Origin of the sequence: Mesorhizobium dulcispinae, assembly GCF_033977345.1 — a bacterium.
Taxonomy (GTDB): domain Bacteria; phylum Pseudomonadota; class Alphaproteobacteria; order Rhizobiales; family Rhizobiaceae; genus Mesorhizobium; species Mesorhizobium dulcispinae.
In genome coordinates this window covers 339,058-352,659 of sequence record NZ_JAVIIY010000006.1, presented here as the reverse complement: position 1 = coordinate 352,659, position 13,602 = coordinate 339,058, and the positions used below count along the sequence as shown (strand labels likewise).

General features: G+C 64.0%; 15 protein-coding genes. 3 read left to right on the top strand and 12 right to left on the bottom strand.

The window, feature by feature from the left end:
* Nucleotides 1-329: 329 nt before the first annotated feature.
* From RFN30_RS16490 to dnaK, 6 genes are all read right to left on the bottom strand, one after another.
* Nucleotides 330-617 carry a DUF1330 domain-containing protein gene (locus RFN30_RS16490; protein ID WP_320263134.1) on the bottom strand — a complete coding sequence of 96 codons (288 nt, stop codon included), beginning with the start codon at nt 615-617 and terminating at the stop codon, nt 330-332.
* A gap of 36 nt (nt 618-653) precedes the next feature.
* The gene (pyrF, locus tag RFN30_RS16485; RefSeq protein WP_430699048.1) at nt 654-1,337 is read right to left on the bottom strand and encodes an orotidine-5'-phosphate decarboxylase; all 684 of its coding nucleotides are present in this window, start codon (nt 1,335-1,337) and stop codon (nt 654-656) included.
* Nucleotides 1,338-1,369: 32 nt separating this feature from the next.
* Entirely contained in the window at nt 1,370-1,966 is a 597-nt protein-coding gene (locus tag RFN30_RS16480) for an NADPH-dependent FMN reductase (RefSeq protein WP_320263132.1), read from the bottom strand.
* Between the two features lie 168 nt (nt 1,967-2,134).
* A complete protein-coding gene (pmtA, locus tag RFN30_RS16475; protein ID WP_320263131.1) occupies nt 2,135-2,740 on the bottom strand; it encodes a phospholipid N-methyltransferase PmtA in 606 nt (201 codons plus the stop codon).
* 120 nt (nt 2,741-2,860) lie between these two features.
* Nucleotides 2,861-3,991 carry a molecular chaperone DnaJ gene (gene dnaJ / locus RFN30_RS16470; RefSeq protein ID WP_320263130.1) on the bottom strand — a complete coding sequence of 377 codons (1,131 nt, stop codon included), beginning with the start codon at nt 3,989-3,991 and terminating at the stop codon, nt 2,861-2,863.
* A gap of 219 nt (nt 3,992-4,210) precedes the next feature.
* Complete coding sequence (dnaK, locus tag RFN30_RS16465) at nt 4,211-6,127, bottom strand: molecular chaperone DnaK (RefSeq protein WP_320263129.1); 1,917 nt, start codon at nt 6,125-6,127, stop codon at nt 4,211-4,213.
* Nucleotides 6,128-6,605: 478 nt separating this feature from the next.
* On the opposite strand from dnaK, the gene RFN30_RS16460 reads away from it, so the two are divergent.
* Complete coding sequence (locus tag RFN30_RS16460) at nt 6,606-7,226, top strand: L,D-transpeptidase (protein WP_320263149.1); 621 nt, start codon at nt 6,606-6,608, stop codon at nt 7,224-7,226.
* Nucleotides 7,227-7,274: 48 nt separating this feature from the next.
* Here RFN30_RS16460 and RFN30_RS16455 read toward each other — a convergent pair whose 3' ends face one another.
* The 4 genes from RFN30_RS16455 to RFN30_RS16440 all read right to left on the bottom strand — a co-directional run bounded on the left by RFN30_RS16455 (nt 7,275) and on the right by RFN30_RS16440 (nt 11,223).
* Nucleotides 7,275-8,069: an inositol monophosphatase family protein gene (locus RFN30_RS16455; protein ID WP_320263128.1), complete on the bottom strand. Its 795-nt coding sequence runs from the start codon at nt 8,067-8,069 to the stop codon at nt 7,275-7,277.
* 73 nt (nt 8,070-8,142) lie between these two features.
* A complete protein-coding gene (locus tag RFN30_RS16450; RefSeq protein WP_320263127.1) occupies nt 8,143-9,141 on the bottom strand; it encodes an LLM class flavin-dependent oxidoreductase in 999 nt (332 codons plus the stop codon).
* Nucleotides 9,142-9,144: 3 nt separating this feature from the next.
* Entirely contained in the window at nt 9,145-9,966 is an 822-nt protein-coding gene (locus RFN30_RS16445; RefSeq protein ID WP_320263126.1) for an arylamine N-acetyltransferase family protein, read from the bottom strand.
* An 87-nt stretch (nt 9,967-10,053) separates the two neighbouring features.
* Nucleotides 10,054-11,223, bottom strand: a complete 1,170-nt coding sequence (locus RFN30_RS16440; RefSeq protein ID WP_320263125.1) for an AI-2E family transporter — start codon at nt 11,221-11,223, stop codon at nt 10,054-10,056.
* Here RFN30_RS16440 and RFN30_RS16435 point away from each other — a divergent pair.
* Nucleotides 11,117-11,344: a hypothetical protein gene (locus RFN30_RS16435; RefSeq protein WP_320263150.1), complete on the top strand. Its 228-nt coding sequence runs from the start codon at nt 11,117-11,119 to the stop codon at nt 11,342-11,344. The two genes, RFN30_RS16440 and RFN30_RS16435, sit on opposite strands and share 107 nt — an antisense overlap.
* 89 nt (nt 11,345-11,433) lie before the next feature.
* On the opposite strand, the gene RFN30_RS16430 is transcribed toward RFN30_RS16435, so the two are convergent.
* A complete protein-coding gene (locus tag RFN30_RS16430) occupies nt 11,434-12,495 on the bottom strand; it encodes an LLM class flavin-dependent oxidoreductase (protein WP_320263124.1) in 1,062 nt (353 codons plus the stop codon).
* A gap of 226 nt (nt 12,496-12,721) precedes the next feature.
* On the opposite strand from RFN30_RS16430, the gene RFN30_RS16425 reads away from it, so the two are divergent.
* Entirely contained in the window at nt 12,722-13,150 is a 429-nt protein-coding gene (locus RFN30_RS16425; protein ID WP_320263123.1) for a DUF6481 family protein, read from the top strand.
* A 66-nt stretch (nt 13,151-13,216) separates the two neighbouring features.
* Here RFN30_RS16425 and sugE read toward each other — a convergent pair whose 3' ends face one another.
* Entirely contained in the window at nt 13,217-13,531 is a 315-nt protein-coding gene (sugE, locus tag RFN30_RS16420) for a quaternary ammonium compound efflux SMR transporter SugE (RefSeq protein ID WP_320263122.1), read from the bottom strand.
* Between the last annotated feature and the right edge of the window lie 71 nt (nt 13,532-13,602).

Below are 13,602 nucleotides of genomic sequence, written 5' to 3'. Positions count from 1 at the left end.
CCGCCGGGACTGCTGGCTGTGATGGGCCTGCAGTCCCGGCCGCCAAACTACCCGATCCTTCTCAAACAATCCTTGGGCGTAGCAAGGAGCGCAGCGACGCAGCGCAGACCCAAGGATCCATGCCGTGACTCCGAAGTATTGCGACGATGCAGAATTCTGCTCCGCTGCACCCTTCGATCGAGGTTACGGCATGGATTCCAGGGTCTCCGCGACGGAGCTTCGCTCCTGCTTCGCCCTGGAATGACGAAGCGCAAGAAGGGCTTCGGCCAATCTCCAGCGTGTCACAACACCGGCATTGTCGGACCTGCCAAGGCCCCTGCGCCCAGGACCTAGACCCCCTCGACCAACACGATCTCGCCGTCGGCCACTTTCTGGCGGATGGCGACGGCGCGCTGATATTCCGGCGAGTGGTAGCACTCATGCGCTGCGGCAAGCGATTCGAACTCGATGATCACGTTGCGCGCGCGCCCCGTTCCCTCAGCCTTTTCATGCTCGCCGCCGCGCGCCAGGAATTTCACGCCGAAACGATCGAAAGCGAGCTTGGCGGCGGCGACATAATCCTTGTAGCCTTCCGGGTCGCGCACATCGACGCGGGCAATCCAATATCCCTTTGGCATTCTTGTCTCCTTGTTTATTGTTCGTCCGCGAACCGGCTATGCCGAGCACATTTCGGCCAGGATCGCTTCGGCCGCCGCCCGCCGGTCCGCAGCCTTGACGATCGGCCGGCCGACGACGAGGTGGCTGGAGCCGTTGCGAATGGCTTGCGCCGGCGTCACGACACGCTTCTGGTCGCCATGATCGCTGCCCGCCGGCCGTATGCCCGGCGTCACCACCGCCATGTCGGGGCCGACGATCCGGCGCACGGCTTCAGCCTCCTCGGCCGAGCAGACGATGCCGCCCATGCCGGCATGCAGCGCCTGTTCGGCGCGTCGCAGCACCAGCGTGTGCGGATCATATTCGTAGCCGGCGTCGATCATGTCCTGCTCGTCCATCGAGGTGAGCACGGTTACCGCAAGCAGGCAGAGATCGCTGCCCTTGGCCGCCTCGACCGCCGCCTTCATGGTCTTGGGGTAGGCATGCAGCGTCAGCATCGAGACCCCCATTTTGACGATGTTTTCGACGCCCTTGGCCACCGTGTTGTCGATGTCGAGCAACTTCATATCGAGGAAGACCTTGTTGCTGCCGCTCACCAGCTCGCGCGCGAAATCGAGCCCGCCGGCAAAGGCGAGCTGGTAGCCGATCTTATAGAAGGAGACGGTGCCTTCGAGCTCTCGCACGGCCTTTTCGGCCTCTTTCAGCGTCGGCACGTCGAGGCCGACGATTAGCCGATCGCGCATGGTATCGCCGTGCAGGGAAACGCCGGGATGCATCAGGCCTCGATCCGCACCGACAGCATGCGCGAGGTTTCGATCAGTGTGCGGCATAGGCGCTCCATCGATTGGTGTAGTCTGGCGTCTCGGAATTGTCCGTCCTCGGCGAAGGCCTCATCGGCGCCGGACACCGAGCATTCCGGCGTGATCACTTCCATCTGGCAGCGCACCAGCACGGCGCGTAGATGGTTGATGCAGCGTATGCCGGCAAACTTGCCTTCGGAGGAGGAGCAGAGGCCGACAGGCTTGCCGTAAAACGGCCGGAACGAGTGGCTGCCGTCGCGCCGGATCCGGCTCACCCAGTCGATCGAGTTCTTGAGCAGCGGCGGGATCGAGCCGTTATATTCGGGCGTCGCGATCAGCAGGCCGTCATGGTCCGCGATCTGCCGGCCGAGCTTCACGGCATTCTCGGGAATGCCTTTTTCCTTCTCCAGATCCTCGTCCATGATCGGCAGCGGATAGTCGCCGAGCGAGATGCGAGTCACTTCCGCGCCCTGCATGGCAAGTTCCTTCTGCGCCAGGTCGGCGGTCCGGCCGCTGAAAGCGCCGGTCCGGACCGAGCCGGCAAAGACGAGAATTTTCGGGATCACTGCCATCGGCCACCCTTGTTCCGGGACAGGTACAGCCAAGGGTCGCTCAAATCAACGGCTGGATGAGGGAGTAGGGAGTAAGGCAGTAGGGGAGTAGGGATAGCGCGGAAGCTGAACCGTCCATTCCCTACTCCCTTACTCCCTTACTCCCCTACTGCCTTATTCCCTTCACATCTAATGCGCCTTGCGCCGGTAGATCCAAAGCTGCGTCGGCGGGATGTTGCGGATGATGAAGTCGAAATGCTTGACCGTGTAGTCGCCGCGGCCGGGCGGGATCGGCGACAGCGGGCCGTAGGTCAGCTGCACGATCGGCCGGCCGGCGGGGATGCGGTCGAGCAGGCTTTCGATATAGGCGATGCGCTGGGCAACCGGGAAATTGAGCAGCGGCACGCCGGAGACGACCGAATCGAACACCATGTCGCGCTTGTCGCCGAGCGTGGCGTTGAGATTGAAGGCGTCGCCCTCGATGACGTTGACGCGAGGATAGAGCCGGCGCAGGTGACGCACGAAGTCGGTCGAATACTCGATCGCGTAGAGATTTTCCGGCTTCACGCCCTGGGCCAGGATGGCGCGGGTGATGACGCCGGTGCCGGGTCCGACCTCCAGCACCGGCAGGCCCGATTTCGGGTTGACGATCGAGGCCATCTTGCGGGCGGTGACGGAGCTGGTGGGAACGATGGAGCCGACCGCTTTCGGCTTGTCGATCCAGCCTTTGAAGAACTTTAGCTCGTCGTCGAATTTTTCCGCCAGCGCTTTGCGCAATCCGGGACCACGTGCCATTGCGAGCTCTCCTCAATGCTCCCCGAACCGCTACTTATCAGCTAGGTGGAGCAAGGCAAGGCGTCAACCTGGTATAAGATGTTGATGACGCTCGGGAAGCGCGACTTCCGGCAGAAAACCTTAGTGCTCGCCAAAGGACTCGAAAAAGTCCTTCATGCGGGCGAAGAATCCGCTCGACTGGGGCGAGTTGTCCTTCGAGGAGAGCTGCTCGAACTCTTCCAGGAGCTCGCGCTGGCGGCGCGACAGATTCTGCGGCGTCTCGACCGCCGTCTGGATGTAGAGATCGCCGACATTGGGCTGCCGCAGCACCGGCATGCCCTTGCCCTTCAAGCGGAATTGGCGGCCGTTCTGGGTGCCTTCCGGCACCTTCACCTTGGTCTGCGTGCCGTCGAGCGTGGTCACCTCGAACGAGCCGCCGAGGGCGGCGGTCGTCATCGAGATCGGCACCTTGCAATAGAGGTCGGCGCCGTCGCGCTGGAAGAATTCGTGCGGCTTGACCGCGAGGAAGATGTAGAGGTCGCCCGAAGGGCCGCCGCGCAGGCCGGCCTCGCCCTCATTGGCAAGCCGGATGCGGGTGCCGTCCTCGATGCCGGCCGGGATGTTGACCGACAGCGACCGCTCCTCGGTGACGCGGCCCTGGCCGGCGCATTTCGGGCAGGGGTCCTTGATCGTCTGGCCGCGGCCCTGGCATTGCGGGCAGGTGCGCTCGATCGAGAAGAAGCCTTGTGTGGCGCGCACCTTGCCGTGGCCGTGGCACATGGCGCAGGTCACCGGCTGCGTGCCGGGCTTGGCGCCGCTGCCGGAGCATTCCGAGCAGGAAATGGAGGCCGGCACGCGGATCTGCGCCGTCTTGCCGGAGAATGCCTCCTCCAGCGAGATTTCCATATTGTAGCGCAGGTCCGCCCCGCGCTCGCGGCCGCCCGACGAGCGGCGCTGGCGGCCGCCCATCATGTCGCCGAAAATGTCCTCGAAGATGTCGGCGAAGCCGCCGGCGCCGAAACCGTGCGCCGCGCCGTTCATGCCGCCCTGCTCGAAGGCGGCGTGGCCGAACCGGTCATAGGCCGCGCGCTTCTGCGGGTCCTTCAGCGTCTCATAGGCTTCGTTGATTTCCTTGAACTTGTGCTCGCAGGCATGATCGCCGGGATTGCGGTCGGGATGGAACTGCATGGCGAGCTTGCGGAAAGCGCTCTTCAGCTCCTTGTCGTCGGCACCTTTGTGCACGCCCAGCGTTTCGTAGAAATCAGCTTTCATTTTTTCCCGCTGTCCGGATGCTCAATGTCTTCAAGCATTGTTGCGTCGTCGCCGGCACGTTGTTCGATTTAGGAGCGATGCTGCCCGGATGCCAGAGCCGGCACATGCCTGGCCCGTGTTTTTCCGTCACTTTTTCGGTCAGACTCGCACTTTTTCGTTCAAGGTTGCAAAAAAGCCCGGCCTTGCGCCGGGCTTTTCGCATTATTTGCCGTCAGCGGCTCAGGCCGACTTCTTCTTGTCGTCGTCTTCGTCGATTTCCTCGAAGTCGGCGTCGACCACGTCCGAATCCTTGGCGGCATCCGCCTTGGCGTCGGCTTCGGCCGCTTCCTTCTGCGAGGTCTCGTACATGGCCTGGCCAAGCTTCATCGAAGCCTCGGCGAGCGACTGCGACTTGGCCTCGATATCGGCCACGTCATCGCCCTCGGCGGCGGTCTTCAGCGCGCTGATGGCGTCGGCGATCGCGGTGCGGTCGGCCTCCGAGACCTTGTCGCCATAGTCCTTCAGCGACTTCTCGGACGAATGCACCAGGGATTCGGCCTGGTTGCGGGCCTCGACGAGGGCACGGCGCTTCTTGTCGGCCTCGGCATTGGCCTCGGCGTCCTTCACCATCTTCTCGATGTCGGCGTCGGACAGGCCGCCCGAAGCCTGGATGCGGATCTGGTGCTCCTTGCCGGTGCCCTTGTCCTTGGCCGAGACGTTGACGATGCCGTTGGCGTCGATGTCGAAGGTGACCTCGATCTGCGGCACGCCGCGCGGAGCCGGCGGAATGCCGACCAGGTCGAACTGGCCGAGCAGCTTGTTGTCGGCCGCCATCTCGCGCTCACCCTGGAAGACGCGGATCGTCACCGCCGACTGCGAATCCTCTGCCGTCGAGAACACCTGGCTCTTCTTGGTCGGGATCGTGGTGTTGCGCTCGATCAGCCGGGTGAACACGCCGCCCAGCGTCTCGATGCCGAGCGACAGCGGTGTCACGTCGAGCAGCAGCACGTCCTTGACGTCGCCCTGCAGCACGCCGGCCTGGATGGCAGCACCCAGCGCCACGACCTCATCGGGGTTGACGCCCTTGTGCGGGTCCTTGCCGAAGAACTGCTTCACGATCTCCTGGATCTTGGGCATGCGGGTCATGCCGCCGACCAGGACAACCTCGTCGATCTCGCCCGCCTTCAGGCCGGCATCCTTGAGCGCCGCCTTGCAGGGATCGATCGTGCGCTGCACGAGATCCTCGACCAGGCTTTCGAACTTCGCCCGGGTGAGCTTCATCGTCAGGTGCTTCGGCCCGGTGGCGTCGGCGGTGATGAAGGGCAGGTTGATCTCGGTCTGCGTCGTCGACGACAGCTCGATCTTGGCCTTCTCGGCCGCTTCCTTCAGGCGCTGCAGCGCAAGCTTGTCGGCCTTGAGGTCGATGCCCTGTTCCTTCTTGAACTCGGCCGCCAGGTACTCGACCAGGCGCATGTCGAAGTCCTCGCCGCCAAGGAAGGTGTCGCCATTGGTCGACTTCACCTCGAAGACGCCATCGCCGATCTCGAGCACCGAAATGTCGAACGTGCCGCCGCCAAGGTCATAGACGGCGATGGTCTTGCCGTCCTTCTTCTCGAGACCATAGGCGAGCGCGGCAGCCGTCGGCTCGTTGATGATGCGCAGCACTTCGAGGCCGGCGATCTTGCCAGCGTCCTTGGTCGCCTGGCGCTGGGCGTCGTTGAAATAGGCCGGAACGGTGATGACCGCCTTCTCGACCTTCTCGCCGAGATAGGCTTCCGCCGTCTCCTTCATCTTCTGCAGGATCATGGCCGAGATCTGGCTGGGCGACAGCTTCTTGCCGCCGGCCTCGACCCAGGCATCGCCATTGTCGCCCTTGACGATCTTGTAGGGGACAAGCTTCTTGTCCTTCTCCGTCACCGGGTCGTCATAGCGGCGGCCGATCAGGCGCTTGACCGCGAAGATGGTGTTTTCAGGATTGGTGACCGCCTGACGCTTGGCCGGCTGGCCGACGAGGCGCTCTCCGTCGTTGTTGATGGCGACGATGGAAGGGGTCGTGCGCGCGCCTTCCGCATTCTCGATAACCTTGGGCTCCTTGCCGTCCATGATGGCGATGCAGGAGTTTGTGGTTCCGAGGTCGATACCGATTACTTTTGCCATTGTTCTAGTCTCTCCTCTAAGCAGGCTCTCAGGACCCTGATAAGGCGTTCCGACGAAAGCCCCTGTTCACAAGAAATTCCGCCACGGTCCCGGATTTTCAAGGCCGGACGGCTGGCGCGTATATAAGAACAGGCGGCACGGGGCGCAAGCATTCTGCGCAAGGTGTCTGCTGTCCGGCAGGGGCTCGGGAAACGGACCGGCCTGCCATATGCCGGGTCGATCCAGATTTGCTCTATCTGCTTGTCCAGAGAGGATTTTTTCCGGACGGGGCATCATCATCAATGCGCCAGTTGCATGCCGGGCGGGGAAGCTTTGCCCTGGGGGCGTGACTTTGGGTCGCGAACAAGTCTGAAAACATCATTGCCGCCATGTGCCGGAAATCCACCGCGGGGAAGATGGAATGCTTGGCAAGCGAGTCATGCGGGATTACGAATAAGGCAAGATGCGGCTGATCGCCGGCGCGGTGCCGGCTTGGGCCATGCGCGCGAAATCGTTTCTCATCGGGGTACTTGCCGGGATGCTCGCATTCTCCGGCTGCACTGCCGGCGGCGCATTGCAGACGTCACCCTCTGCCTATGGCGGCCTCACCGACGCCGCCTTCCGCATTCCGCCGGTTCCGATCTACAAGGTCGACCAAAAGTTCCGTCGGCAGACGGTGGCCTATCCGACCGACGAGGCGCCCGGCACGATCATTGTCGATACAGGGGCGAAGTTCCTCTACTACGTGCTGGGAGACGGCCAGGCGATGCGCTACGGCATCGGCGTCGGCAAGGCGGGCTTCGAGTGGCATGGCACCGCTCATGTCGCGAGGAAGCGCGAATGGCCGGATTGGAGCGCGCCTCCCCAGATGATCGTGCGCGAGCGCAACCGGGGCCACATCATACCTGCCCATATGGAAGCCGGACTCATGAACCCGCTCGGCGCGCGGGCGCTCTATCTCTTCAACGAGAAAGGTGACACGGGATATCGCCTGCACGGCAGCCCCGAATGGTGGTCCATCGGCAAGGCCGTTTCGGCGGGCTGCATCCGGCTCATGAACCAGGACATCATCGATCTCTATGACCGCGCCCCAATCGGCACCAAGGTCATCGTCATATAGACGCCGCGTCTCCGTCTTCCCGCAGCCGCCCCAATACCGTGCGAAGGACTAGCTTCGGAACGCTTCCGCGCAAAGCGCGCGCAGCTTCGGGAAGATGTTGCTTCCGCCGGCGATCACTTGCGTCCCCTGGCTGATGACCGTCCCCGAGTCGGGCTTCAGCACCGTGCCGCCGGCCTCTTCGACCAGAAGCATGCCGGCCAGGCAGTCCCAGGCATTCATATGCTCCTCGACATAGCCGAGCAGCCGCCCGGCGGCGGCATAGGCGAGCATCAGGGCGCCGGACGCGTTACGGTAGAAGACGCCGCCCTCGGCCATGATCATGCTGATCAATACGGCGACATGTTCGGTCGACGCACGGTTCGAAAGCCCGGTTCCGACCGAGCCTTCTGAGAGCGCTGCGGCGCCGCTCGCCTTGATCGGCCGGCCGTTGACGAAGGCGCCGCCGCCGAGGCGGCCGTGGAAGGTTTCGCCGGTCGAAGCCTCGTGGATGACGCCGACGACGGTCTCGCCGTCCCTCGCGCAGGCGATCACCACGCACCAGGCGGGAATGCCGCGCCCGAAATTGGCGGTGCCGTCGATCGGGTCGATCACCCAGACATAGCCGGTCTTTCCCGTCACCGGCGCATGCTCCTCGCCTACAATGCCATCCTGCGGATAGGTTTCGGCGATTGCCGCTCGGATGAACAGCTCGACCTCGCGGTCGCCGTCGGAGACGAGGTCCTGATGGCCCTTGCTCTCGATGGTGAGGTTGTCGAGGTCGCGAAAATATTTCAGCCCCAGCTCGCCGGCGCGCCGCGCGAGGTCGATGGCGAAATGCATGCGCTGGTCGAGGTCGTCATTCACAGGAAGGGCTCGCGCTTGAGGAAGGAGCCTGCCCTTAGCAGACGAGTATGTCAGACAGAAGCCGTTGCGTTGGTCAGGCCGCTTGCGACAGCGATCTATGCGCGTCCGCCAGAATCTCGAAGGAGCGCACGCGCGCCGCGTGGTCGAACATCTGCGCCGTCACCATCAATTCGTCGGCGCCGGTGCGGCGCACGAAGGCGTCGATGCCCTGGCGGACCGTTTCCGGCGAACCGACGACGGCGCAGGACAGCGCCTGGGCAAGCATGGTCCTGGCGACCGGGTCGAGGTCGCGATCATAGTTTTCGACCGGCGGCGGCAGCTGGCCGGGCCGGCCGCTGCGCAGATTGACGAAGGCCTGCTGCAGCGAGGTGAACAAAAGCTTCGCCTCGGCGTCGGTGGGTGCCGCAAAGACATTGAGGCCAAGCATCACATAGGGTTTGTCGAGTTGGGCCGACGGCTGGAATCGCGAGCGGTAGACCTCCAGCGCGTGGTCGAGCTCGGCCGGCGCGAAATGTGAGGCGAAAGCGTAGGGCAGACCAAGCAGCGCCGCGAGCTGCGCGCCGTAGAGGCTGGAGCCCAGGATCCAGACCGGCACCTCCTGGCCTTCGCCCGGCACCGCGCGGATGCGCTGTCCTTCCTCGGCCGGCTGGAAGTAGCCCATCAGCTCGACCACGTCCTGGGGGAAGTTGTCGCTGGCCTCCAGGTTGCGGCGCAGCGCCCGCGCCGTCATCATGTCGGTGCCCGGCGCGCGGCCGAGGCCGAGATCGATGCGCCCCGGAAAAAGGGCGTTGAGCGTGCCGAACTGCTCGGCGATCACCAGCGGCGCGTGGTTGGGCAGCATGATGCCGCCGGCGCCGACGCGGATCGTCCTGGTGCCGCCGGCGACGTGCGCGATGACAACGGAAGTCGCCGCACTTGCGATGCCCGGCATGTTGTGGTGCTCGGCGAGCCAGTAGCGCTTATAGCCCAGCCGCTCGGCATGGCGGGCAAGGTCGAGCGAATTGGCGAGCGATTGCGAGGCATTGCTGCCTAGCGTGATCGGCGACAGGTCGAGAACCGAAAGGGCAGTCATTGATCAGGTCTCCACGATATGCTTCTGCCGCAGCCTCGCCTCGAAGGCGGCGCGGTCGGGGATGACGATGGCGAGCTCATTCTCCAGCGCATCGGCGAGTTCGCTCGCCGAGGCGATCTCCCGCTGCTCGCTGCGGCCGCCGATATGATGGGTCGACAAACGGTTGTTGCGCAGTCCGTAGCGCCGGTCGGGCAAAGCGCGCGCCGCGACCAGGGTCGACAGGAAATGCGAGCCCGGATGCGTCGACAGGAAATGGCTGCTCACCTGGTAATCGACCTCGTAGGTCCGCTGCATGTCGAAGCGGTAGAGCGTGCGCCAATCGCCGCCGATATTGGCCTGTAGCCGAAAATGATCGCCGGCCTCGGCGATGCGGAAGGTCTCATGCGGTGTCTGCTGTTCGATACCCGGCTCGAGCAGCAGCGGCGCCGTCAGCGTCAGGCCGCCGAAGCCGACATCGGCAATGTATGTTTTGCCATCGAGATCGACACGCAGCAGCACATGGCTGCGCGCCGTGATGGCGTCGTCCGGCTGGCCCCACAGCACGCGCGCGGCGAGCCCGCTGACGGCAAAGCCCAGCGCTTCGAGCCCATGCATGAAGATCAGATTGTGCTCGAAGCAATAGCCGCCGCGGCCTTGGCGGAAGACCTTGTCCTGCAGCGACGCCGGATCGAGCCCGACCGAAACGCCCATCAGCGCGTCGATGTTCTCGAACGGGATCGCCTGCGGATGGGCCAGATGCAGCGACGCGAGCGTGGCGAGCGAAGGGTCGGTCGGCCCGCTGTAGCCGATGCGGGCGAAGTAGGCATCGAGATCGAAGTCATTCATGCATGCAGGTCCGGCTAGACCGGACCGATATAGGCACTTGCCATGGGTGTCGCAAACAACCGGCCGGACATCGGATTGGGCCAGGCGTTACGCGGCGGGTTTGTGATTGTTTTCGGCAACCTCGTCGTCGATCGCCATGGTCTGCTGCGCGGCGAGGAAATTGCCGACATGGCTGAGGCCGTCGAAATGGTCGCAGAACACCTTGATGACCACCAGCAGCGGCACCGCCATCAATGCGCCGACGAAGCCCCACAGCCAGGACCAGAAGGCGATGGCGATGAAGATTGCCACGGCGTTTATCTCGAGCCGCCGGCCGACCACCGTCGGGGTCACGAACTGGCCCTCGACGATGTCGCACAACAAAACAAAAGCGGGCGCCAGCAACGCGTAGGAGATCGTATCGAAGCTGATCAGCGCGATGGCCGTGACCAGGAGGATGGTCATCAGCGCGCCGACATAGGGCAGGAAATTGAGCAGCGCCGCGGCCGCGCCCCAGACCAGGGGGTTCGGCATGCCGAGCCCCCACAGGCCGAGCCCGATCACCGTGCCGAGGCCGACATTGATGAGGGCGACTGTGAGCAGATAGTGCGAGATCTCGCGTTCGACGTCATAAACGACGCGCAGCGCCCGCTTCTTGTCGCTGAGGCTGGCGAAGGACTGAACGATCTTCTCGTAGAACAAAGTGCCTGAAGCGAGCAGGAACAACGACAGCACGAAGACGATGGTGATGCTGGTGCCGGCACCCAGAATGTTGCTGGCGGCCGTGGAGAGCATGCCGGATGGCGCCACCGCCACCTTTTGCACGTTCGGCTCCTGTGCCGTCTCGGTCAGCGCCTCCAGTTGGCGCGAGATATCGACGATCCTTTGGAGCGGTTGCTTGAACGGCGCCAGCCTGTCGGTCAGTTGGAGGCCAATGGACGAGCTGTTGTTTATGAGCTCGATGACCGGGCCGCTGAGCAGATAGCCGGCGCTTCCGACGAGGAAGACCGAGAGCAGCACCAGCAGTGTCGCGGACAGCACATCGGGAATACGACGCTTGCGCAGGAAGCGCACGATCGGCGTCAGCGTCAGCGCCAGCAGGAAGGCGAGGATCACCGGCATGAAGAAAGCGCGGCCGAAATAGAGCGCGAATACCGTCAGCAGAACGAAGATGCCGATCAGCAGCGATCGCATCAGCCGCAATTCCGCGTGGGCTCTGTCGCCGGAATCAGGGCTTTCGCCAACGCTCGCGCCTGAAGCGGTCGTCTCGGCTTTCATCGTTCCCCTCGAGCACCGCTACCGGTGCGATCGTCGAGAAAAACGTGTCCGCCGCGCCAAGGTTCCTTTGGAGCAATTCCAGGAAAAGTGTGAAACGGTTTTCCGTCCGGAATTGCGTTAAAACAACGAGATAAAGCGGTTCTGCGTCTCAGAGAAACGATGAACCGCTCGAGCCGGCGGCGATGGGAGAGCCTTGCCGGGCCGGTGTCTTCAGGCGGCAGGCGCCGGTGCGGCGGGCACGGCTTTCGCCGTCTCGCGCCGCACGATCGGCGCCACCTTGGTGCCGTAGAGCTCGATCGCCTTCATGATCTTGGCGTGCGGCATGGTGCCGATCGCCATCTGCAGGAGGAAGCGGTCGTTGCCGAAGATCTTGTGCTGGGCGACGATTTTTTCGGCTACAGCCTCAGGATTGCCGACGAACAGCGCGCCGTTCGGCCCACGCGCCTGGTCGAAATGTGCCCGCGAGGTCGGCCCCCAGCCGCGCTCGCGGCCGATGCGGTTCATCACCTCGGCCTGCGGGCCATAGAAATCGTCCGCTGCCGTCTCGGTCGTCTCGGCGATGAAGCCGTGCACGTTGAGGCTGGTGGCGAGCGAGGCGGGATCGTTGCCGGCGCGCCTTGCCGCCTCGCGATAGATGTCGAACAGCGGCGCGAAGCGGGCCGGCTCTCCGCCGATGATGGCAAGCGCCAGCGGCAGGCCGAGCACGCCGGCGCGGGCGGCGGACTGCGGCGTCCCCCCGATCGCGATCCAGATCGGCAGCTTGTCCTGGAAAGGCCGCGGATAGACGCCGCGGCCGTTGATCGGCGCGCGCAGCTTGCCTTGCCACGTCACCTTCACCTGGTCGCGGATGGCGAGCAACAGGTCGAGCTTCTCGGCGAAGAGCTCGTCATAGTCCTCGAGATTGTAGCCGAAGAGCGGGAAGGATTCGATGAACGAGCCGCGGCCGGCCATGATTTCGGCGCGGCCGCCGGACAGAAGGTCGAGCGTCGCGAACTGCTGGAAGACCCGCACCGGATCGTCGGAAGAGAGCACGGTGACCGCGCTGGTGAGCTTGATGCGCTTGGTCCGCTCCGCCGCTGCCGCGAGCGCCACGACCGGCGCCGAGGCTGCATAGTCGGGGCGATGATGCTCGCCGAGGCCGAACACGTCGAGACCGACCTGGTCGGCCAGTTCGATCTCCTCGATCAGGTTGCGCAACCGTTCATGCGGGCCGATGGCACCCGGCCCCGTTTCCGGGCTGACATCCGCGAATGTATAGAGGCCGAGTTCCATGTCGATTGCATCCTGATGCGCTGGTTGAGCGTTGATTGTTGGCGCAAGAGGTAGCGATCGGTCAGGTCGGCCGCCAGAGGCACGATTTGTGAACAGTGCATCGCGCGGTAGGACGTATCCCGGCGGCAACAGCGCAGATTTTCATGGCTGGCATACCGTTTTGGCGCTTGAACTCATCGCTTTCGCGCGTATGTAAGCGTCGCGAATTGACTGCAGGGAAGTGGATTTGGCTATCTACAGGGAAAAAGACATATTCGAGCGGCGCAACGCCGCGAACGAGGCAAAGAAGGCGCTCCTGGAGCGCTTCAAGGCAAAGCCGGCGGCGGACGATCCAGCGGTGCTGGCGCGTCAGGCGGAGCGCAAGGCGATCCTCGAGGCTCGCGCGATCCGCGAGGCCGAGAAGGCCAGGCTGAAGCAGGAAAAGCTGGCGCGCGAGGCGGCCGAGAAGGCTGAGCGCGAGGCAGCGGCAGAAGCGGCGCGCATTGTCGCCGAAGAAGCGGCGGCAGCCGAGGCCAAGATCCGCGAGGCCGAGGAGGCGGAGCGCATCGCGCGTCTGCTCGCCGATGAGGCCGAGCGCAAGGCTAAGCGGGACGCACGCTACGCCGCCCGCAAGGCGCGCGTCGGCCGACAGCCGCCGGGCTTCTCCGCCCGCTGACATAGTGTCGTTCGAAGATGTTTCAGGGTCGCCAATGGCGGCCCTGAAGGCGTTTGTGCTGACGCGTCAGGCGACGAGCTTCAGTCCGACGATGCCTGAGACGATCAGCCCGATGCAGGCAAGCCTGACCGCGGTCGCCGGCTCGCCGAGCAGCCAGATGCCGAGCAGGGCCGTGCCGACGGTGCCGATGCCGGTCCACACCGCATAGGCCGTGCCGACGGGCAAGGTCTTCAAGGCAAGCCCAAGCAGGCCGAGGCTGACGATCATCGAGGCGACGGTGAGCACGGTCGGCAGCGGCCTCGAGAAGCCGTCGGTATATTTGAGGCCGATCGCCCAGCCGATCTCGAACAGGCCGGCGAAGAAGAGAAAAATCCAGGACATCGCAAATACTCCGTCATTCCAGCATCGGTCATCCGATGCTTGGGGTGGCGGGTCGTCCCGGCCGGTTTTTT

Excerpts from the sequence above, each read along its gene's own strand:
- pyrF (WP_430699048.1), bottom strand. The coding sequence starts at position 1,337 with ATGCGCGATCGGCTAATCGTCGGCCTCGACGTGCCGACGCTGAAAGAG.
- pmtA (WP_320263131.1), bottom strand. The coding sequence starts at position 2,740 with ATGGCACGTGGTCCCGGATTGCGCAAAGCGCTGGCGGAAAAATTCGAC.
- dnaK (WP_320263129.1), bottom strand. The coding sequence starts at position 6,127 with ATGGCAAAAGTAATCGGTATCGACCTCGGAACCACAAACTCCTGCATC.
- sugE (WP_320263122.1), bottom strand. The coding sequence starts at position 13,531 with ATGTCCTGGATTTTTCTCTTCTTCGCCGGCCTGTTCGAGATCGGCTGG.
- RFN30_RS16450 (WP_320263127.1), bottom strand. The coding sequence starts at position 9,141 with ATGACTGCCCTTTCGGTTCTCGACCTGTCGCCGATCACGCTAGGCAGC.
- RFN30_RS16440 (WP_320263125.1), bottom strand. The coding sequence starts at position 11,223 with ATGAAAGCCGAGACGACCGCTTCAGGCGCGAGCGTTGGCGAAAGCCCT.
- RFN30_RS16480 (WP_320263132.1), bottom strand. The coding sequence starts at position 1,966 with ATGGCAGTGATCCCGAAAATTCTCGTCTTTGCCGGCTCGGTCCGGACC.
- RFN30_RS16490 (WP_320263134.1), bottom strand. The coding sequence starts at position 617 with ATGCCAAAGGGATATTGGATTGCCCGCGTCGATGTGCGCGACCCGGAA.
- RFN30_RS16460 (WP_320263149.1), top strand. The coding sequence starts at position 6,606 with ATGCGCGCGAAATCGTTTCTCATCGGGGTACTTGCCGGGATGCTCGCA.
- RFN30_RS16430 (WP_320263124.1), bottom strand. The coding sequence starts at position 12,495 with ATGGAACTCGGCCTCTATACATTCGCGGATGTCAGCCCGGAAACGGGG.
- RFN30_RS16435 (WP_320263150.1), top strand. The coding sequence starts at position 11,117 with ATGCCGATCAGCAGCGATCGCATCAGCCGCAATTCCGCGTGGGCTCTG.
- RFN30_RS16445 (WP_320263126.1), bottom strand. The coding sequence starts at position 9,966 with ATGAATGACTTCGATCTCGATGCCTACTTCGCCCGCATCGGCTACAGC.
- dnaJ (WP_320263130.1), bottom strand. The coding sequence starts at position 3,991 with ATGAAAGCTGATTTCTACGAAACGCTGGGCGTGCACAAAGGTGCCGAC.